Genomic DNA, 19,416 nt, shown 5'->3' on the forward strand with positions numbered 1-19,416 from the left:
CTTCAGGCGTCGAGACGGAAAGTACGAACGTGCCAGAACACACCTCCCCCACATCGGTGAACCGAAAGAACCCCGCCCCGCCCCGACTCACCGGCGGCCCCCTGCCGATCCTGGGCGCCGCGGTGCTGTGGGGCACCACCGGCACCGCGAGCTCCTTCGCCCCCGACGGCGCCCACCCCGCCGCCATCGGCTCGGCCGGGCTGGTCCTGGGCGGAATCCTGCTGTTCCTCACCGGCCGGGGATCATTCGCCCTGCTCACCCGCTCCGATGGGCGTACTCGGGCGATCCTGCTGCTGGGCGCGATCGCGGTCGCCGGATATCCACTCTCCTTCTATCCTGCGGTCGCCCACGCCGGTGTGGCGGTGGGAACCGTGATCACCCTGGGCAGCGCCCCGGTGTTCGCCGGGCTGCTGGCCTGGCGACTGGAGCGGGTGCGCCCCGACCGGCGCTGGACGGTGGCCACCGTCGCGGCCGTGATCGGCTGCGCCGTGCTCGTCCTGGGGCCCGATCTGGTCGGCAGCCCCACCTCGGTGCGTCCTTCGGGGGTGCTCCTGGCCCTGGTGGCCGGGTTCTCCTACGCGCTGTACACGATCATCGCCGAACGGCTGATCCGCCGGGGGCAAACCTCCGGCGCGGTGATGGGGACGATGTTCGCGGGCGGTGGCGTCCTGGTGCTGCCGGTGGTGGTGGCCACCGGGACGGCGTGGCTGGCCACGGTGGAGGGCGCGCTGGTGGCCCTGCACCTGGCGCTGTTCACCGTGTTCCTCGCCTATCGGCTGTTCGGGCACGGGCTGCGGCACACCTCGGCCTCCACCGCCACCACGCTCAGCCTGGCCGAACCGGCCGTCGCCGCGGTACTGGGCGTGGCCCTGGTGGGTGAGCGTCTGCCGTGGGTGTCCTGGTCGGGGTTGGTCGTCCTCGCACTGGGCCTGGCCGTGCTGAAGGCCCCCTCTCCCCGGAAGCTTCGAGCACGCCGATAGTGCCGGGCGCCCCGTGCCCGCACGGGTGCGGGGCGCCCGCCTCAGTCCTCGTCTCGCCCCTCCACCTCGATCTTCACCCGTCCCGGGTAGAAGGCGACGTGGTCGGCGATTGCGGCGACCCCCTCGTAGGGCCGCTCGTAGGTCCACACCGCGTCGGCGAGTTCCTCCCCGCCCAGGTCCAGGCCGTAGTAGGCGGCGGTGCCCTTGTACGGGCAGTAGGTGGTGGTCTCGGCGCGACGCAGGACCGTGGGGTCCACGTCGGAGATCGGGACGTACTGGACCGGTCGGTACTTCGCCTCGCTCAGGGTGAGCGCGGACGTGGTCCGGGCGATCACCTTGCCGTCCACTCGCACCGTCACGGGCGCTCCGGTGGGTTCGACGGTGATGGGATGGTCCTCCCCCGGTTCGCGCTGTGCCATGGGCGTGTCCCCTCTCACCGGTAACGGCCCCCGCCCTTCGGCGGGTTATCGAAATCCCTATAGCCCTTCCCCTGGTGGCCGCGATACGAACATCAGTACGCTGCGCGACACGTCTCCCCCGATCAAAAGGATCCCCCTGTGCGCAGACCCGCGGCGGCCCTGGCCGCCCTGTCCCTGCTGTCCACGACCGCCGTGCTCTCGGCCCCCGACCGCCCCGCCGAGGCCGCGCCCCTGGACGAGGCCACGGTGGTGCCGGTCCAGGTCACCGGTGACCCCTCCGAACGGTTCAACCTCGTCCTGTTGGGCGACGGCTACACCGAGGACGAGATGGACCTGTACCACGAGCAGGTCGAACAGCACCTCAACGTGCAGTGGAGCATCGAGCCGTTCCGCTCCTACCGGCACTACTTCAACGTGTATGTGGTGCAGACCCCCTCGGTCGAGTCCGGTGTGGACTGCGACCCCGCCGACGGTTGGGAGCAGCGCGACACCGCCCTGGGCATGGGCTTCTTCAACGGTTGCGACGAGGACGCGCTGGAGCGGCTGTTGACCGTGGACTCCGAGGCGGCCGAGGCCGCCGCGGACATGGTCCCCGGTGTGACCGACGACAACCGGCAGATCCTGGCCCTGGCCAACAGCGAGACCTACGGCGGGGCCGGCGGGCGCCTGGCGACGGCGTCCTCGGGCAACGCGCTCTCGGCGCTGATCAGCCCGCACGAACTCGCCCACTCCCTGGGCGAACTCCAGGACGAGTACCCCTACTACTTCCGTGACACCAGCCTGGGCCGCTATGAGGGGGAGGAACCCGACTCGGCCCACCACACGCTGATGACCTCCGAGGAGATGATCGAGGAGGAGGCCCGATGGTGGCGCTGGCTGGGTGAGGAGAGCGAGGCCGGCGGAACCATCCGGGCGGCCGATCCCGACGGGCACGAAGGCGGCCTGTACCACTCCGAGGGTGTGTGGCGGCCCAGTGCCCACTCCATGCTCAAGACCCTGGGCTACTACTTCGACCAGGTCGGCCGGGAGGTCATGACGCACCGGATCTCCGGCCTGCGCGACCAGGCGTCCATGCCGGTCTCCGCCACCCCCGAAGGCGAGGTCGGCGCCGAGGACGTGCTGTGGGTCGAGGGTCCGCACCCGGTCTTCCACGAGCTGGAGTACACCTGGTCGGTCGACGGCGAGGAGGTGGCCGAGGCCGCCGGGGCACACCACCTGGCGCTGGACGAACTGGACCCGGCCGAGGGCGCCGAGGTGTCGGTGACCGTGCAGGACCCCACCGAGTTCGTCCGTGACCCGGCCATCCGCGGGTCCGAGGCGATGACCCGCACGCTCACCTGGACGGTCGGTGAGCCCCTGGAGCCGGTCGAGACGGAGGTCGCCTTCGACAAGCACCGCGACACCGAACGGGCCGTGGCCGCCGAAGAGGTCGTCTATGTCGAGACCACCCGTCCCACCGACCGGGTGCTCGACGTGGCCTGGGAGCTGGACGGAGAACCCGTGTCCACCGCGACCGACGGACGCACCCTGGACCTGGGCGCGTTCGAACACGAGGCGGGCGACCACACGCTGACCGCCACGGTCACCGACCCCGAGGGGTCCGGCTCACAGACGCTCACCTGGACCGTGGACGCGACCGACCCCGAGGCTCCGCGCGAGCTGTCGACGCCGGCCGCCACGGTGACCGGCGAGGAGCACCACCTGTTCCTCAACGAGTTCTCGATGAAACTGACACCCGAGGACGACCGCAACGGGCACGTGGTCGGCGAGTTCCGGGTCGACGGCGACGGCTGGCACCACTACTACGGCTGGCCCCAGGACTCCGAGGCCCCGTTCCGGTTCACCCCCGACGGGATCAACGTCGACGACCTCGTCTACGGCAGCCTGGGCAGCGGTGGCCTGTCCATGGCGGTCTTCGAGGTGGACGGACACGAGAGCGGCTGGGGCACCCACACCGTGGAGCACCGCGCGATCGACTCCGCCGGCAACATCGGCACACCCGACGACTTCCGCGCCACGGTCGTGCCCGGGGCCGACCTGGAGTGCACCGAGACCGTCACCGACGACGTCTTCGGCGGGTTGACCGTCGACGAGGGCGTGGTCTGCCTCGACGACGTGAACGTGCGCGGCCCGGTCACCGTCGCCGAGGGCGCGTCCCTGGTGATCGAGGGCGGCGCCCTGCGCGGTGGCCTGTCCGCCACGGGCGCCGACACGGTGCGACTGACCGACGCCGACGTGCGCGGCGCGGTCTCCATCACCGGCACCACGTCCGAGGTGACCATCCTGGGCACGGCACTGACCGGTTCGGTGTCCCTGCACGACAACACCCAGGTGCCGGCCGACACCTGGACCGGTGAGGACGGGTACGGCCCCGTCGTGGCGGGCTCCAGCGTGCGCGGTTCGCTCTCCTGCTCCGGCAACGGTCCGGACGTGACCGACTTCGGCGCGGCCAACGATGTCACGGGGGCGGTCTCCGGAGACTGCTCCGGTCTGTAACGGCGGCGGGGCCGGCCCGGAACGTGTCCGGACCGGCCCCGCGGCGTTTCTCGTCAGTCCTGGTCCTCACGGTGACGACGGGCGAGCTTGACCGGCTCCAGCACCGCGACGCACTCCACATGGTGGGTCATGGGGAAGGCGTCGAAGGCGCGCAATCCCACCAGCTGGTAGCCGGAGCGCTCGAAGTCGGCCAGGTCACGGGCGAGCGTGGCCGGGTCACAGGAGACGTAGGCGACACGGCGCGGCTTCATGCCCGCCACCTTGCGCACGACCTCCTTGCCCAGTCCGGCGCGCGGCGGGTCCAGGGTGACCACGTCGGCGCGCACGTCGGCCCACTCACGCATCTGCTTGGCCACGTCGGCGCGTTCGACGCGCACCTGCGGCTGGTCCTTGAGGTTGTACTGGGCGTCGCGAACGGCGTTCTCCCCGTTCTCCACCCCCATCACCCGGCCCTCGGGGCCCACGGCCTCGGCGAGCGCACCGGTGAACAGGCCGGCGCCGCAGTACAGGTCCAGGGCCGTCTCGCCCGGCTTGGGCTCCAGCGCCTCCAGGACCGCGGCGGAGAGCGTCTCGCCCGCGGCCGGGTGGACCTGCCAGAACCCGCCGGCGCCGACCCGGTACTCACGGCCCGCGACGTCCTCGCGCACACCCTTACGGCCGCGCACCGACTGCACCCGACCGCCCTTGAAGCGACGCAGTACCGCGCTGGAGGCCTTGAGCTCGGGCAGGTCTCCGAGCTTGGCAGTGGTGGGGGTGACGACGATGGCACGGTCGGCGCGGGTCGCCGAGGCGACCGCCTCCACCTCCCTCACGTCCTTCCAGGTCACGTCGGTGACACCGAGTTCGTTGACGCCGGGGTGGGCGATCAGGCAGCGGTCGACGGGCTCGATGTCGTGGGAGCGGTGACGGCGCAGGCCGGCCTGGCCGTCCTCGTCGACGGAGAAGCGCACGCGGGTGCGCCAGCCCAGGCCATCGGGGGTGCCGGGCAGTTCCTCCACGTCGACCGCCATGTCGATGCCGGCGATCCGGCTGAGCTGGTCGGCGACGACCTTGCCCTTGAGGCGGCGCTGGGCTTCCAGGGAGGCGTGCTGCCAGTCGCAACCGCCGCACATGCCGGGCCCGGCGAACTCACAGGGCGCCTCGACGCGGTCGGGTGAGGCGGTGAGGACCTCTACGGCCTCGCCTCGCAGGAAACGGGTGGTCTGTTCGGTGACCTTGACCCGGACGCGCTCGCCGGGCAGGGCGTGGCGGACGAAGACGACCTGTTCGCCGTGGCGTCCCACGCACCAGCCGCCATGGGCGACGTCGTCGACGTCCAGTTCGATCTCGGTACCTACAAGGGTCATGGTGGTGTCCTTCGGTGTTCGGGTCCTACGGTGACCCTGCGCGCACAGCCACCCATCCGCCCCAATCTACCGGGCCTTTTCGGGTTCGCGGACTGGATCCGGCATTGCCCGCCGGGGTGGTCGCACGTGTCACACGGATGTGTGCCAAGGTGGAACCATCGGGCCACGGGACCGGAGCCGTGCCTCCCGAAGGTGGACGGGGAGTGCTGACGAGGTGCACATCGTGATCATGGGGTGCGGACGGGTGGGTTCCACCCTGGCGCACACGCTGGTGGATCTGGGCCACACGGTGGCGGTGATCGACCAGGACCCGGACTCGTTCCGACGGTTGCGCGGCTCGGTGGCCAAACACGCGGTGCGCGGCGTTGGTCATGACCGTGAGGTGCTGTTGTCGGCCGGTGTGGACCGCGCGTCCGCGTTCGCCGCGGTCAGCAACGGTGACAACTCCAACATCATCGCGGCGCGGGTGGCCCGCGAGGCGTTCGGGGTGGAGAACGTGGTGGCGCGCATCTACGACCCGCGCCGGGCCGAGGTGTACCAGCGCCTCGGGATCCCCACGGTGGCGACGGTCAGTTGGACCGCGGACTCGATCCTGCGCCGGGTGCTGCCCGGTGACGGCGGGCTCGACACGGCCCCCGAGTGGCAGGACGCCTCGGGCACCCTGGCGATGCGAGAGATGCCGCTGCCCGCGGGGTGGGCGGGGTCGACCGTCGCCGAACTGGAGGAGTCCGTCCCCCTTCGATTGGTGTACCTGGTGCGCCGGGGCCGGATCACACTCGCCGCCTCAGGCGAGACGTTGGTCGAGGGCGACGTGCTGCACGTGGTGGCGCAGGGCCGCGACATGGGTGAGCTGACCGAGCGGTTGGGCAAGCCGCGCGAGGACGAGACGGGGCGTGGGTGAGATGCGGATCGCCATCGCCGGAGCCGGAAGCGTGGGCCGTTCCATCGCCACGGAACTGGCGGGCAGCGGACACGACGTGTTGTTGATCGACCGGGACACCCGGGCGATCGGTGTGGACGACCTGCCCCAGGTGGAGTGGTTGCTCGCCGACGCCTGCGAGCTGGCCACCCTGGAGGACGCCCGGCTGGGCGACTTCGACGTGGTCATCGCCGCCAGCAGCGACGACAAGGTCAACCTGGTGGTCTCCCTGCTGGCCAAGACCGAGTTCGAGGTGGAGCGGGTGATCGCCCGCATCAACCACCCCGACAACGAGTGGCTGTTCAACGACTCCTGGGGCGTCGACCTGGCGGTCTCACCTCCACGGTTGATCGCCGACCTGGTCGAGGACATGCCCGGCGAGGAGGACTACCCGGAGGAGGAGGGCACCCTGCCGCCGCTGCCGGGCGCGGAGGTCGCCGAGTCGGTGCTGCACGCGGGCAGCCCCTTCGTGGATCGCACCGAGTCCGAGCTCACCGGGGCGCTTCCCGAAGGCGTGGCGCTGGTGGCGGTCCTGGGCCCGGGCGGAGTGCGCCCACCGGACCCCGAACGCACCCTCGCGGTGGGCAACACCGTGGTGTTCCTGGCCGAACCGGACTCCCTCGGACCCTTGGAAGAGGTCTTGGGACCGGTCGACGAAGCCGACCCGGCCGCCATCGACTAGGGGCTGCCCCAAGACGGTGGGACAGGCGCCCACCGGCCCGTTCGACGGGGACGGTGGGCGGGCCGAAGGTCTAGTCGCGGTCGGGGGCCGAGGCCGTGTCCTGTTCGGAGCGCTCTCGATCCTGGTCCAGCGGGGTACGGCCACGGGCCAGTACCCACACCATGCCGGTGAAGGCGGCCACCTGCAGGGGCCAGCCCATGGCGACCTTGGAGAAGCCGAGGATCGCGAAGGTGTCGGCCCAGCCCTGGTTGTCGGCGAGCCACAACGGATACTGGACCAGGACGCGGATGACGCACGGCAGCACCAGCAGCCAGGTCAACCGGGAGGCCAGCTTGACCACGGCGGGGTTGCTCCGCCAGGAGGTGAAGTCCTCCTTGTGCCCGATGAACGGGCCGATCATCAGCCCGATCGCCGGCCAGCGCACCAGGACCGAGAGACTCAGCACCAACGCGTACACGGCGTTGTAGATGACACCGGGCAGGAACGCGTCGGCGGCGTTGCCGCTGCGCATGGCGAACAGCGCGGCGATACCGATGCCGAACAGGCTGGTGACGACGTACTGCACCGAGGAGCGCTGCACCAGGCGGACCACGCCCAGCAGCAGCGCGGCGACCACACCGAGGATGATCGACAGTCGCAGCTCCGAGCCGACGATGTAGGAGATGGTGAAGGTCAGCGTGGGGATGGCCGCCTCGACCATGCCGCGCTTGCCGCCGAGGGCCTCGGCGAGTTTGCTGCGGACCAGGGCCTCCACCGTGCCCTCGGTGATGGTGGCGGCCTCCGCCCGGTCCGCCTCCTGGGCCGCCTCTTCGGAGGCCCGTTGCTGCTCAGTCATCCCGCTCCCGCATCTGGACCCCTAGGGCCGCCGGCCATGATGCACCACCCTACGCGAGTAGACACCGGGCGGGTTCGGTGTTCTCGGCGACCGCAGGGGTGGATCGACCGACCTTGCCCACCTTCGTCACGGCTTGTCTCATGCGACTTGTCACCGGCTCTTTATACGCCACGGAACGCGGCGGGCCCTGGCGTCACGTCACCGTCGTTCCGTAACCTGGCGGCCCACCCGCACGCGCCGAGGAGGCCCGTTTGAGCACCACCGGACAGGACCGTCCACCCCAGGAGGACCACGCACGCTTCGCCGCCGTCCTGGAACGGGAACTGTGGGACGCCGGTACCTCCCACATCTGGTCGCCGTACTCGGTCGGCTCGGTGCTCACCCTGTTGGCCGAGGGCGCCGCCGGCCGGACCCGAAGCGAACTCACAGACCTTCTGGCCCCGGGCGGGGGCCTGGCGGAGCACGTGAGGGCCCTGGACGAGGCGGTGGCGGCCGCCGAGGGGTTGGACCTGGCGGTCCTGAACGGGCTGTACGTGCCCGCCGACCTTCCGGTGCGCGCCGACTTCGAGGAACGGGTCCGGGCTCGGGCCGGCGCGGAGGTGGACCTGGTCGACTTCCGAGGCGACGCCGAGGGGGTGCGCCGGAAGGTCAACGCGCGCGTCGGCGAGGTCACCCAGGGGCTGATCGACGAACTCCTCTCCCCCGGCACCATCGACCCCGACGTGCGGATGCTGCTGGTCAACGCCCTGTGGGTGAAGATGGTCTGGCTCGACCCCTTCGAGGTGGGCCGGACCCGGGACCGCGTCTTCCACGCGCCCGGGGGCGAGCGCAAGGTGCCCACCATGCGTCGCACCGGCCGTATGGTCCACGCCGAGCACGACGGTTGGCGGATGGTGAGCCTGCCGGGAGAACACGGACTCACCTTGGACGTGTTCCTGGGTGAGGACGGTCCACCGGATGACCGGACCCTGAGCGCCCTGTACCGGAAACGTCGAGGGGAACAGGTCGAATTGGCGCTTCCCCGGTTCACCGTCGACAGCGACATCGCCCTGCTCGCCCCCCTGGCCGCCACCACCGCCCCGGTGCGTGCTCTGGCCACCGACGACGCCGACTTCTCGGGGATCAGCGAGGAACCGCTCAAGGTCGACGCGATCGTGCACCAGTCGGTACTGCGCGTGGACGAGCGCGGCGCCGAGGGCGCGGCCGCCACCGCCGCGGTGATGACGATGGCGGCCGGCTTCCCGCCCAAGCCGAAGAGGTTCACCGTGGACCGCCCCTTCCACTTCGCCCTGCGTCGCGGCCCCGCCCTGCTGTTCACCGGGCACGTCACCGACCCCGTCGACCCCGGCCCCGCCCGATCGGGATCGTGAACCCGGAGGCCGGGCCCACCGAGGATCCGTCCGCCGACGAGGCACTGGTGCGGTCGTTGTTGGAGTCCCAGCACCCGGATCTGGCCGAGGCGGAACTGCGCCTCGTCGACGGTGGCTGGGACAACCGGATGTGGCGCCTGGGATCCGACCTGGCGGTGCGCATGCCGCGCACCGCGCGCGCCCCCGAACTGCTACGGAAGGAACGTCGGTGGTTACCGTCACTGGCGCCGGAGCTTCCCCTGCCGGTACCCGTTCCCGTCCGTGCCGGGGCGTCCTCCCCCGCTTTCCCGCACGACTGGACGATCACGACATGGGTCCCCGGCGAACCGGTCGACCGGGCTTCGCTCCACGATCCGCGTTGCGCCCGGGTCCTGGCGCGTTTTCTGTCCGCCCTTCACCGACCAGCGCCCGACGACGCCCCCACCAGCGCCCAGCGAGGCGTGCCGTTGTCGGCGGTCGCCGACGGGTTCGAGGAGCTCCTCCGGCGCGGGGCCGTCGATGGCGACATCGACCGGGTCGGACAGGTGTGGGAGGGGGCACGAGCGGCCCCCGCGTGGGATGGGCCACCGGTGTGGTTGCACGGTGACCTGCATCCCGCCAACGTCGTGGGTGCCGGCGGCGCACTGACCGGTGTGATCGACTTCGGCGACATGTGCGCCGGTGATCCGGCCACCGATCTGTCCGCTGCCTGGCTCCTGCTTCCCTCGGGTTCGGCCGAGCGGTTCTTCGCCGAATACGCCCGTGCCGACGAGGCCACCGTCCTGCGTGCGCGTGGGTGGGCACTGCTGCGCTGTCAGGGGCTCATCGAGATCGGTCGTGCCGGGGAGTCCGGTCTTCCCGGTGGTAAACCCACCTGGACGAGGCCGGCTCTGGAAGCTCTGGCCCGGGTCCTCGACTGATCCCCCGACCGTGCGCGTTCAGGAGGTCAGGAACGGCGAGGTGGCCTCGGCCAGCCTCTCGTGGGCCTCCTCCTCGCCCAGCTCCGGTTCCTCGTCACCGGCCTGGGCTCCGTAGGCACCGAACTGGGCGTGGTTCATACCCTCCACGGTCACGGTGACGGTGTCGGCCGGCAGAGACGATCTTCGTTCCGCGATCTCGGTCAGGGGCAGGACCCCGTCTCGGTCGCCGGCGACCGAGAGCACCCGTAGATCGTCACGGTCGGCCAGGTCCGCGGCCTCCACCGCGTAGGAGGCCCACAGCACCAGCCCGGCCCAGTCGACGTCGGTGTCACCGGTGCCCACGTGTTGGGCGGCGAAGGCACCGCCCATGGAGTGTCCGCCCAGGTACCAGGTGTCCACCTCCGGCAGTTCGGTCACCACGTCCTCGGCGCGATCCTGGTCGAACAGGGCCAGGTTCAGGCGCATGTCCGGTACCACCACGGTGACCCCGGTGGCGGCGACGATCGGGGCCCAGGTCGCCACGTAGGCGTCGGGCTCCACCCGGGCACCCGGGTAGAACACGACCCCGGTACCCGATGGCTCCCCGGCCGGGGACAGCAGGATCCGGTCCTGGCCCCGGATCACCTCCACGTCCGGGTTCTCCTGCGCTCGTCGCAGCGCTTCGGGCTCGGCCCGATGCGGGGTGAGCGCCCAGCCGAAGAAGGCCGCGGTCACCACGAGCGACAGCACCACCACCGTGGCCAGGATCCACGACAGGACCCTTCTCAAACGGGATCCGCTCACCACGGCCTTGCCCATCGAACCCTCCCTGCGGTCCTCAGACCTCGAACACCTCGAAGGAGGTGGCCAGCGCCACCCCCACCTGCTCCCCCGCCCGCACGGCTCCCTCACGCAGGAAGGTCTTCTGGTCGAACCCGTCCAGATCGCCCAGGTACACCTCGTGCGCGTCGAGGGAGGCGATCCCCGCGGCCAGGTTCTCCTCGCCCAGTTCCACGTAGTGCGTCGACTCCGGCGCCGCCCCGAAAGCCACCATCCGCACCCCGGACCATGGCCGGTTCCCCTCCGCCGGCTGTTCGGGGAAGACCCACCGGTTCGCGGCGTCGCGCACCGCGTCCAACAGCGCCGGTCCCAACACACGGTGGTCGGCGTGGTTGAACCCGCCACCACCGGCGAAGTGCTCCCGGAAGTTGATGGACACGATCACGTCGGGGCGATGCCGGCGGATCGCCTCGGCCAGGGCTCGCCGCAGTGGCAGCCCGTACTCCAACATGCCGTCGGGAAAGTCCAGGAACTCCACGGTGCCGGCACCGACCGCCTCCGCCGAGGCGTGCTGCTCGGCCATGCGCACCGGGGCGCAGGCGCCCGGATCCAGCGAGTCGATCCCCGCCTCGCCCTTGGTCACCAACAGTTCGACGACGTCCTTGCCCTGCGAGGTCCACCGGTGGATCGCCGAGGAGACGCCGAACTCCAGGTCGTCGGGGTGGGCCACCACCGCCAGGGCACGCTGCCAGTCCTCCGGGAACGGCCGGGGGGCGCTGTTTCGCGTTGTCTCGTCCATGGGGACACACTACGAAAACAAACGCCCCCGGGACCGTTGTCCACAGGCCGTTTCCTCGGAACCGGAACCTTTCCCGGTTCCTCGGGGCCGTGCCTACCTCAGGCCTGCACCGGACCACCGGTGCCGGGCCCCTCGGCCGAACCGTTGGGCGAGCGGCCGGAGTTGCCGTGCTGCGCCGACTGCTGGGCGGCGCGCTGCTTGGCCGCGGCGGCCATCTTCTCCTGGATCTCCTTGGGCACGGTGATCGGCAGCAGTTCGCTGGGCGGCGCCGGCTGGTCCCCGCGCACCACCACGATGTCGGAGAACACCTGCTCGATCTCCGACATCACCTCGGGCTTGGAGGCGCCTTCGCCGCGGATGACACCGCGCAGCACCCAACGCGGCCCGTCCACGCCGATGAACCGCACCCGCTGGCCCAGTTGACGACCGTCCTCGGTCGTCTTGCCCTTGATCGGGATGACGGCCCGCAACTCCGGGCCGAAGGTGCCCTCGTGGTCCTCGACCTTGCCGCCCTGCTGCGTGACCTGTTCGCGCAGCTCCTCGCGCATCTCTTCCCACAACCCGGAGGACTTGGGCGCGGCGAAGGGCTGCACCTGCAGGGCGGTCTTGCCGCGCACCAGGGTCACCCCGATGATCTTCTGCTTGCCCTTGCCGTCCTGGGCGACGTTCACCTGGATCTCGGCACCCTGCTCCGTGGGCAGGAGCATGCTGCCCAGGTCCATCCGCTTGGTCTCGGGAGCACCCTCGGTGGAGTCCCAAGGGCCGCCGACCCGGTAACGGTCCTCGTCCTTGTCGGGCTGCGCCGAGGGGCGCTCCGGTTCCACCTCGTTGTCGAACGAGACGGCCCCGGCGGCTCCACGTCGCTCCTTCGGACGGGTCTCCTCCGCTGCTCTCTCGGTCTCCTGGTCCCGCTTCTTACGGCGGCGTCCGAACACGCCTTCACCTCTTCGCTTCTTCGTGGGTCCCGGAATCACACCGGGGAGTCGGGGACATCATCACCGTGCGGCGTGGCCCCCGGTCGAACCGAAACCACCCGATCCCCGCACCGAGTCCGGCAACGTGTCCGCCTCGACGAACGCCGCGCGCTCCACGCGTTGGATCACCAGTTGGGCGATCCGGTCACCGCGCGCGAGCTCCACCGGGGTATGGGAGTCGGTGTTGAGCAGGGTCACCCTGATCTCGCCCCGGTAGCCGGCGTCCACGGTCCCCGGAGCGTTGACGACCGTCAGCCCGCAGCGGGCGGCCAACCCCGAACGGGGATGCACGAAGGCCGCGTAGCCGTCGGGCAGGGCGATCGCCAGGCCGGTGGGCACTGTGGCGCGCTCCCCCGGGGCCAGGACCACGTCGGTGGCGGTGTACAGATCCGCGCCCGCGTCACCGGGGTGGGCGTAGGCGGGCAGGGGCAGCCCGGGGTCCAGACGACGGACCGTGACGGGCACCCGGGTGCCTTCCAGGGATGAGGTACTCACATCTGCCGAGCCTATCGTTCCCCGGGCGTTGCCCGGGTGGCCCGACCGTGTGATGCGCCGGGTCGTGGCGAAGCGTTCCACGAGGTGACCCGAGGATGAACGAGGGCGGGGCGGCCCCGGTTGTGTTCCCGGTGCCGCCCCGCCCTCGCGTGTTCTCGCCGAATCGTTACTCGGCGGCCGGCTCCTCGGCCGGGGGCATGGTGACCTCGACGGTGAGCTCGGCGTCGTCGGTGGCCTGGAAGTCGATCGCGGTGGCGCGACCGGCGGCCGCGATGTCGGCCTTGGCTGCGCGGGCGGCCTCGACCTGCTTACCGGAGACCTTCACGTGCTCGACCTCGGCGCGCATGGACAGCTTCGCCTCGGACTTGGCCTTGCGGACCTCGCGCAGCACCTCGGCGGTGGCGGCGAGGACGGCCGGGTCGCCGCCCGCGGCGGCAGAACGGTACTCGGCGGCGTCGGGCCAGGCCTGGGCGTGCACCGAACCCTCCCGCCACCAGCTCCAGACCTCTTCGGTGACGAAGGGGACGAAGGGCGCGAACAGCTTGTGCAGGGCACCCAGGGCGATGAGCAGCGCGGCACGGGCCGAGGCGCCCTCGGTGGACTCGGTGTCGTAGGCCCGGGTCTTGACCAGTTCCAGGTAGTCGTCGCAGAAGTCCCAGAAGAAACGCTCGGTGCGCTCCAGTGCCCGGGTGTGGTCGTAGTCGACGAAGGCGGTGGTGGCCTCTTCGACCACCTCGGCCAGTGCCGCCAGCATCGCCCGGTCCAGGGGTTCGGTGACCTTGGTCGGGTCGCTGGAGGCGTCCTCGCCCGCGACCGACATGACGAACTTGCTGGCGTTGAGGACCTTGATGGACAGCCGGCGGCCGATCTTCATCTGGCCCTCGTCCATGGCGGTGTCGGTGCCCAGACGGCCGCTGGCCGCCCAGTACCGGACCGCGTCGGAGCTGTACTTCTCCAACAGCGCGACCGGGGTGACGACGTTGCCCTTGGACTTGGACATCTTCTTGCGGTCCGGGTCCAGGATCCAGCCGGAGATCCCGGTGGTGTTCCAGGGCAGGGTGCCGTTCTCGAAGTCGGCGCGGACCACCGTGGAGAACAGCCAGGTGCGGATGATGTCCTGGCCCTGGGGGCGGTAGTCCATCGGGAAGACCCGCTCGAACAGGTCCTGGTCTCGTTCCCAACCGGAGGCGATCTGCGGTGACAGCGAGGAGGTCGCCCAGGTGTCCATGACGTCGGGGTCGCCCATGAACCCGCCGGCCTGCCCGCGCTGTTCCTCGGTGTACCCGGCGGGCGCCTGGGAGCTGGGGTCGATGGGCAGCTGCTCCTCGGTGGGCAGCAGCGGCTCGTCGTAGTTCGGGTTGCCGTCGGCGTCCAGCGGATACCAGACCGGGAAGGGCACGCCGAAGAAGCGCTGACGGCTGATCAGCCAGTCGCCGTTGAGGCCCTGGACCCAGTTCTCGTAGCGCTGCCGCATGTGCGCCGGGTGCCAGGTGAGCTCACGGCCGCGCTCGATGAGCCGGGCGCGGATGTCCTCGTCCCGACCGCCGTTACGGATGTACCACTGGCGGGTGGTGACGATCTCCAGGGGCTTGTCGCCCTTCTCGAAGAACTTCACCGGGTGGGTGATGGGCGTGGGTTCGCCGACCAGGGCGCCGCTCTCGCGCAGCAGCTCCACGGTGCGCTCGCGCGCGGTGTGGACGGTGGCGCCGACCAGTCGCGCGTAGGCCTCGCGTCCGGCCTCGGACCCCAGACCCCTGGGCGGGTCGGCGATGATGCGGCCGTCCCAGCCGATGATGGGGCGGGTCTCCAGCTGCAGCTCGCGCCACCAGGTGACGTCGGTGGTGTCACCGAAGGTGCAGATCATGGCGATGCCGGACCCCTTCTCGGGGTCGGCCAGGCGATGGGCCTTGACCGGGACCTCGACACCGAAGACCGGGCTGGTCACGGTGGTGCCGAACAGGTCCTGGTAACGCTCGTCGTCGGGGTGGGCGACCAGGGCGACGCAGGCGGCCAACAGCTCGGGGCGGGTGGTCTCGATGTGGACCGGGGTGCCGTCGGGCTTGTGGAAGGCGACCTTGTGGTAGGCGCTGGGACGCTCGCGGTCCTCCAGCTCGGCCTGGGCCACCGCGGTACGGAAGGTGACGTCCCACAGGGTGGGCGCCTCGGCCATGTAGGCCTCGCCGCGGGAGAGGTTGCGCAGGAAGGCGCGCTGGGCGGCCGTGCGGGAGTTGTCGTCGATGGTGGCGTAGGTGTGCCGCCAGTCGACGCTCAGCCCCAGGCGACGCCAGATCGACTCGAAGACCTTCTCGTCCTCGATGGTGAGCTTGTCGCACAGCTCGATGAAGTTGCCCCGGGAGACGGGGACCTGCCGCTTGGGGTCGGGCTTGGCCGGCGGCTCGAAGTCCGGCTCGTAGGGGATCGACGGGTCGCAGCGCACACCGTAGTAGTTCTGGACACGACGCTCGGTGGGCAGGCCGTTGTCGTCCCAACCCATCGGGTAGAAGACGGCCTTGCCGTTCATGCGCTGGAAACGCGCGACGGTGTCGGTGTGCGTGTAGGAGAACACGTGGCCGATGTGCAGCGAACCAGAGACCGTGGGTGGTGGGGTGTCGATCGAGTAGACGTCCTCGCGGCTGCGGCTACGGTCGAAATGGTAGACGCCGGACTCATCCCATACGTCCACCCACTTCGCCTCGATACCGTCCAGCGAAGGCTTGTCGGGCATGCGGAAGGAATGAGAGCGGTTGGTCATGGGGGCAATGGTAATGCTCCCGAGAGCCACTTCGCTCCGGGTTTCCAGGCCCCTGACCGCCCAGGGAACGTGATCCGTGCCTCGAACGCGCGGGGATGTGGGAGCACGCCGCGCTGCGCGGGACGGCCTTGGCGTGAAAGACTTTCACCGCAGACGGTGCGCTTGTGCGCGCACCATCGTACGCACAAGGAAACGGTGAACGATTCACATGGCTAAGAAGGACGGTGAGGTCGCACCGGTCGTCCTCGGGATGGTCGCCGGTTTCGCGGCCGAGTTCGTCACTCGCAAGGCGCTGACCTTCGCCTGGACGCGCGCGACGGGCGAGGAACCTCCGACGGACCTGGAGTCCCCCGACGTGAGCCTGGGACGCGCCCTGAGCTGGGCCGTGGTCGCGGGTGTGGGCGTGGAGGTGGCCCGGGTCCTGGCCGTACGCGCCACCCGAAAGCGGTTGGTCGGGTCCGGCGGACGCGACCTGGAGATCTGACCGCGGATCCGACCACGGCGCGTGTGGGGCCCGCCCCACCTCGACGAACGGGTGGCGGTGGACGGCTCACCCCATCGGGATCCTCCCCGTCTGGAGTCGGCCGTCCACCGCCCGCCGTCGTCGCGCCCACCGCCGTGCGGGACCCCCGTTCACGCGGAGGCGGCGGCCCGGTCACCCAGGGGTGACCGTCACGGGTCCGTTCCCCGGTCCCGTCGGGTTCCCGGGACCATCGGGGGTCGGGGGACCCGCCGATCGATCAGGCGCACTCCTTGCAGACCAGCTGGCCGGCGCGCTGCTCGGCGAGCTGACTGCGGTGGTGCACCAGGAAGCAGCGCGAGCAGGTGAACTCATCGGCTTGGCGGGGCAGTACCCGGACCGCGAGTTCTTCGCCCGACAGGTCCGCACCGGGCAATTCCATGCCCTCGGCCACCTCGTCGGGGTCGACGTCGATGGTGCCGGTGCCCTTGTCCACGCGCCGCGCCTGCAGCTCCTGGAGGCTGTCCTCGTTGATGTCCTCGTCAGTCTTGCGCGGGCTGTCGTAGTCGGTGGCCATCTCTGCTAACTCCATCCCCCTCGTTTAGTGCCTCATCGCGCGGGTGTAACGCTTGAGAGACCTTGGTTGTGCCCGAATCGGCCAATGAGTTTTCCCGAAGTCCGTGTTCGGTGCCCCCTCCCGGGTCACCTTCCACAGGTCAGTAGCATTTTCACGAAATCGTGACCGGAGGCGGCCAATAATCGATGGCCCCTGCACTGGTCGTTCTCGTGTACTACCCAACGTCGAGCGTCTCGTAGACCGGAAAACACGTACGCGCCCACAGGAAGGGCAAGTATGGAACACTCCCCCGGGCCGGGGCGATAACCAAGACATGCCCATGTCAGGAGGGATTCCCTCCGTGTCCACGCCCGGGGAAGCATACCCACCCCGACTCGTGGCTCGTGACAGGGGTGGGCGTGTCTTCGGACACGTATAAATACCACGAAGCGTGGACAGGCGCAGCTTTGGAAGCGTGGGGACGGTGCGCCCCTCTTTTTCCGATGGGTGCTTCGGAAGGTCGAAACCGCCGTTTCCTCAACGGCGGTCGGCGCTCTCGCCGCCCTGCCCGGGTGAGGGCGGCAGACACACGGTGACGACCAGACCGCCGCCGGCGCGGGGCCAGGCGGTGACCACGCCCTCGTGGGCGCGCACCACCGAGCGCACGATGGACAGTCCCAGACCGGCACTGCGGCCCGAACCCACACGGTCGCCGGAGCCGCGCCGGAACGGTTCGAAGAGACCCTCGATCTCGTAGGCGGGGATGACCTTGCCGGAGTTCTCCACCTGGACCGCGGGCATACCCTCGTACATGCCGCTGCGCACGGTGATCTCACCGTCCTCGACGTTGTACTTGAGGGCGTTCTCCACCAGGTTGGCGACCAGTCGTTCCAGCAGGACGGGGTCGCCCACCACCAGGGCGGGACGCAGGTCCTGACGCAGGGAGAGACCGGAGGAGTCGATGCCCCCGGACAGTTGGCTGAGCACGGTGCCGGCGACCTCGCCCAGGTCGACCTTGGCCTTGACCTCCAGTTCGCGGTCGGTCTTGGCCAGGAACAGCAACCCGTCGATGAGGCGTTCGTGGCGGGCGTTGGTCTCCAGGAGGGTGTGCCCGACGCTCTTGAGGTCGGCGGACACGTCCGGGGCGCTCAACGCCACTTCGAGCAGGGTGCGGTTGATGGCCAACGGCGTGCGCAGTTCGTGTGAGGCGTTGGCGACGAAGCGCCGTTGCCCGTCGAAGGCACGGTCCAGACGTTCCAGCATGCCGTCGAAGGTGTCGGCGAGCTCACGGATCTCGTCGTCGGGTCCGGACAGCGCGATGCGTTCGTGCAGGGAACGTTCGGACAGCCGTCGGGCTATGCGGGTGATCTTCTGCAACGGCGAGAGCGCCCGCCCGGCCACCGCGTACCCCAGCGCCACCGCGAGCAACCCGACCAGGAACAGCGCCAGCAACGAGAAGCGGGTGACGTGGGTGAGGACCTGTTCGATGTGGTGGCTGTGCTCGATGAGCTCGGCCAGGCTCTCCTCGGCCAGGAGCGCGTTGAGCAGGACCGCGACGACCAGGTAGTTGACCAGGACCAGCACGGAGCCCGCCGCGAAGAAGAGCATCCCGTAGATGAGGGTGAGGCGGGCCCGCAGGCTGAGGTTGTCGGTGAAGCGATGAACCGTGGAGTGGGCGGCCGAGCGTTCGGTGCTCTCCCCACCGGGCGCCACCGAGTTCAGGCTGCGCCACGTCCCGGTGTCCCCGGGGCGAGTGGCCTCCACCTGTCCGGGTTCGGGACGCTCGCCCGGTCTCACAGTCGGTACCCGGCGCCGGGAACCGTCTGGATGACCTGTGGGCTGCCGAGCTTCTTGCGCAGGGTCATGACGGTGACCCGGACGACGTTGGTGAAGGGATCGGCGTTCTCGTCCCAGGCCTTCTCCAACAGGCCCTCGGCGCTGACCACGGTGCCCTGCGCGCGCATGAGCACCTGCAGGACCGCGAACTCCTTGGGTGTGAGGCCGATCTCGCGGCCCTCACGGTGCACTCGGTGGTTGGCCGGGTCCAGGGTGATGCCGTGGCGTTCCAGTACCGGTGGCAGCGGCGGCGCCGAACGGCGGCCCAGGGCGTGCACCCGGGCGATCAGTTCGGGGAAGGCGAAGGGTTTGGGGAGGTAGTCGTCGGCGCCCAGGGTGAGCCCGTCGACCCTGTCCTGGACCCCGTCGGAGGCGGTGAGCATCAGGATGCGGCCGTTGTAGGCCTCCGCGACCAGGGTGCGGGCGACCTCGTCGCCATGGATTCCGGGGAGATCGCGGTCGAGGACGACGACGTCGTACTCGTTGACCGCGGTGTGTTCCAGGGCCGTGTCGCCGTCGTAGACCACGTCCACCGCCATGGACTCCCGCCGTAGTCCAACGGCCACGGCGTCGGCCAGGACCCGTTCGTCTTCGACCACGAGTACTCGCAACGTTGTCCTTCAGGGGGGTCGGGAAACAAAAAAGGGGGCCGCTGCCGGCGCATCCCCCAACACACCGGCAGCGGCGTTCTCGGTCCCGACCGCGTCAACCGTTCTCCCACGATCGGGGTAAGGACACGGTAAACCCGTTCGGGGAACACTGTGAAGTGTTCCGCTCGTCCTCTACCCCCGTGTGTCACGGGCGCTGGGCCGGGAGTCTGTACGACCCCTGTGCGCGGA

At 70.1% G+C, this 19,416-nt stretch carries 18 protein-coding genes; 7 read left to right on the forward strand and 11 right to left on the reverse strand.

Annotated features, from left to right (window positions below; translation table 11 throughout):
* Positions 1-29: 29 nt before the first annotated feature.
* Positions 30-980 carry a DMT family transporter gene (locus ACWGKS_RS17420; RefSeq protein ID WP_452456014.1) on the forward strand — a complete coding sequence of 317 codons (951 nt, stop codon included), beginning with the start codon at positions 30-32 and terminating at the stop codon, positions 978-980.
* Positions 981-1,021: 41 nt separating this feature from the next.
* Here the strand turns inward: ACWGKS_RS17420 and ACWGKS_RS17425 are convergent, their stop codons facing one another.
* Entirely contained in the window at positions 1,022-1,399 is a 378-nt protein-coding gene (locus ACWGKS_RS17425; protein WP_358505584.1) for a DUF427 domain-containing protein, read from the reverse strand.
* Between the two features lie 138 nt (positions 1,400-1,537).
* Between ACWGKS_RS17425 and ACWGKS_RS17430 the strand changes: the two genes are divergently transcribed.
* Entirely contained in the window at positions 1,538-3,895 is a 2,358-nt protein-coding gene (locus ACWGKS_RS17430) for a M64 family metallopeptidase (protein WP_358505581.1), read from the forward strand.
* A gap of 53 nt (positions 3,896-3,948) precedes the next feature.
* Here the strand turns inward: ACWGKS_RS17430 and ACWGKS_RS17435 are convergent, their stop codons facing one another.
* Positions 3,949-5,241, reverse strand: coding sequence for a class I SAM-dependent RNA methyltransferase (locus ACWGKS_RS17435; RefSeq protein ID WP_358505578.1), 1,293 nt, complete (start codon positions 5,239-5,241; stop codon positions 3,949-3,951).
* Between the two features lie 214 nt (positions 5,242-5,455).
* Between ACWGKS_RS17435 and ACWGKS_RS17440 the strand changes: the two genes are divergently transcribed.
* Together ACWGKS_RS17440 and ACWGKS_RS17445 are read left to right on the forward strand one after the other, a co-directional pair.
* On the forward strand, positions 5,456-6,142 hold the full coding sequence (locus ACWGKS_RS17440) for a potassium channel family protein (protein ID WP_358505573.1): 687 nt from the start codon (positions 5,456-5,458) through the stop codon (positions 6,140-6,142).
* Between the two features lies 1 nt (position 6,143).
* Complete coding sequence (locus ACWGKS_RS17445; protein ID WP_452456078.1) at positions 6,144-6,842, forward strand: potassium channel family protein; 699 nt, start codon at positions 6,144-6,146, stop codon at positions 6,840-6,842.
* A 70-nt stretch (positions 6,843-6,912) separates the two neighbouring features.
* Here the strand turns inward: ACWGKS_RS17445 and ACWGKS_RS17450 are convergent, their stop codons facing one another.
* Positions 6,913-7,677 carry a DUF3159 domain-containing protein gene (locus ACWGKS_RS17450; protein WP_452523195.1) on the reverse strand — a complete coding sequence of 255 codons (765 nt, stop codon included), beginning with the start codon at positions 7,675-7,677 and terminating at the stop codon, positions 6,913-6,915.
* A 251-nt stretch (positions 7,678-7,928) separates the two neighbouring features.
* Here ACWGKS_RS17450 and ACWGKS_RS17455 point away from each other — a divergent pair, with 251 nt between their 5' ends.
* Both ACWGKS_RS17455 and ACWGKS_RS17460 read left to right on the forward strand, forming a co-directional pair.
* A complete protein-coding gene (locus ACWGKS_RS17455; RefSeq protein WP_452523197.1) occupies positions 7,929-9,047 on the forward strand; it encodes a serpin family protein in 1,119 nt (372 codons plus the stop codon).
* Positions 9,044-9,946 carry an aminoglycoside phosphotransferase family protein gene (locus ACWGKS_RS17460; RefSeq protein WP_452523199.1) on the forward strand — a complete coding sequence of 301 codons (903 nt, stop codon included), beginning with the start codon at positions 9,044-9,046 and terminating at the stop codon, positions 9,944-9,946. Before ACWGKS_RS17455 ends, ACWGKS_RS17460 begins: the two co-directional genes overlap by 4 nt.
* An 18-nt stretch (positions 9,947-9,964) precedes the next feature.
* Here ACWGKS_RS17460 and ACWGKS_RS17465 read toward each other — a convergent pair whose 3' ends face one another.
* From ACWGKS_RS17465 to valS, 5 genes are all read right to left on the reverse strand, one after another.
* Positions 9,965-10,744 (reverse strand): alpha/beta hydrolase, encoded by a 780-nt coding sequence (locus tag ACWGKS_RS17465; RefSeq protein WP_358505563.1) that lies wholly within the window; start codon positions 10,742-10,744, stop codon positions 9,965-9,967.
* A gap of 19 nt (positions 10,745-10,763) precedes the next feature.
* On the reverse strand, positions 10,764-11,504 hold the full coding sequence (locus ACWGKS_RS17470; RefSeq protein ID WP_358505560.1) for a PIG-L deacetylase family protein: 741 nt from the start codon (positions 11,502-11,504) through the stop codon (positions 10,764-10,766).
* Positions 11,505-11,602: 98 nt separating this feature from the next.
* Positions 11,603-12,439 carry a DUF3710 domain-containing protein gene (locus ACWGKS_RS17475; protein ID WP_358505557.1) on the reverse strand — a complete coding sequence of 279 codons (837 nt, stop codon included), beginning with the start codon at positions 12,437-12,439 and terminating at the stop codon, positions 11,603-11,605.
* A gap of 60 nt (positions 12,440-12,499) precedes the next feature.
* Complete coding sequence (gene dut, locus ACWGKS_RS17480) at positions 12,500-12,973, reverse strand: dUTP diphosphatase (RefSeq protein WP_358505554.1); 474 nt, start codon at positions 12,971-12,973, stop codon at positions 12,500-12,502.
* A 166-nt stretch (positions 12,974-13,139) separates the two neighbouring features.
* Positions 13,140-15,725, reverse strand: a complete 2,586-nt coding sequence (gene valS, locus ACWGKS_RS17485; protein ID WP_452523202.1) for a valine--tRNA ligase — start codon at positions 15,723-15,725, stop codon at positions 13,140-13,142.
* Positions 15,726-15,933: 208 nt separating this feature from the next.
* Between valS and ACWGKS_RS17490 the strand changes: the two genes are divergently transcribed.
* Positions 15,934-16,209 carry a DUF4235 domain-containing protein gene (locus ACWGKS_RS17490; RefSeq protein ID WP_358505549.1) on the forward strand — a complete coding sequence of 92 codons (276 nt, stop codon included), beginning with the start codon at positions 15,934-15,936 and terminating at the stop codon, positions 16,207-16,209.
* A 256-nt stretch (positions 16,210-16,465) separates the two neighbouring features.
* Here ACWGKS_RS17490 and ACWGKS_RS17495 read toward each other — a convergent pair whose 3' ends face one another.
* The 3 genes from ACWGKS_RS17495 to ACWGKS_RS17505 form a co-directional block, all read right to left on the reverse strand.
* A complete protein-coding gene (locus ACWGKS_RS17495) occupies positions 16,466-16,762 on the reverse strand; it encodes a DUF4193 domain-containing protein (protein WP_013153901.1) in 297 nt (98 codons plus the stop codon).
* Positions 16,763-17,278: 516 nt separating this feature from the next.
* Positions 17,279-18,538, reverse strand: coding sequence for a sensor histidine kinase (locus tag ACWGKS_RS17500; protein ID WP_358505546.1), 1,260 nt, complete (start codon positions 18,536-18,538; stop codon positions 17,279-17,281).
* Positions 18,535-19,188, reverse strand: a complete 654-nt coding sequence (locus ACWGKS_RS17505; RefSeq protein ID WP_358505543.1) for a response regulator transcription factor — start codon at positions 19,186-19,188, stop codon at positions 18,535-18,537. Before ACWGKS_RS17505 ends, ACWGKS_RS17500 begins: the two co-directional genes overlap by 4 nt.
* Positions 19,189-19,416: the final 228 nt, after the last annotated feature.

Source organism: Nocardiopsis sp. NPDC055879 (assembly GCF_053615935.1).

Bases quoted from the DNA above. Each gene is read 5' to 3' on its own strand.
- ACWGKS_RS17450 (WP_452523195.1), bottom strand. From the start codon at position 7,677: ATGACTGAGCAGCAACGGGCCTCCGAAGAGGCGGCCCAGGAGGCGGAC.
- ACWGKS_RS17425 (WP_358505584.1), bottom strand. From the start codon at position 1,399: ATGGCACAGCGCGAACCGGGGGAGGACCATCCCATCACCGTCGAACCC.
- ACWGKS_RS17490 (WP_358505549.1), top strand. From the start codon at position 15,934: ATGGCTAAGAAGGACGGTGAGGTCGCACCGGTCGTCCTCGGGATGGTC.
- valS (WP_452523202.1), bottom strand. From the start codon at position 15,725: ATGACCAACCGCTCTCATTCCTTCCGCATGCCCGACAAGCCTTCGCTG.
- ACWGKS_RS17465 (WP_358505563.1), bottom strand. From the start codon at position 10,744: ATGGGCAAGGCCGTGGTGAGCGGATCCCGTTTGAGAAGGGTCCTGTCG.
- ACWGKS_RS17470 (WP_358505560.1), bottom strand. From the start codon at position 11,504: ATGGACGAGACAACGCGAAACAGCGCCCCCCGGCCGTTCCCGGAGGAC.
- ACWGKS_RS17435 (WP_358505578.1), bottom strand. From the start codon at position 5,241: ATGACCCTTGTAGGTACCGAGATCGAACTGGACGTCGACGACGTCGCC.
- ACWGKS_RS17495 (WP_013153901.1), bottom strand. From the start codon at position 16,762: ATGGCCACCGACTACGACAGCCCGCGCAAGACTGACGAGGACATCAAC.
- ACWGKS_RS17445 (WP_452456078.1), top strand. From the start codon at position 6,144: ATGCGGATCGCCATCGCCGGAGCCGGAAGCGTGGGCCGTTCCATCGCC.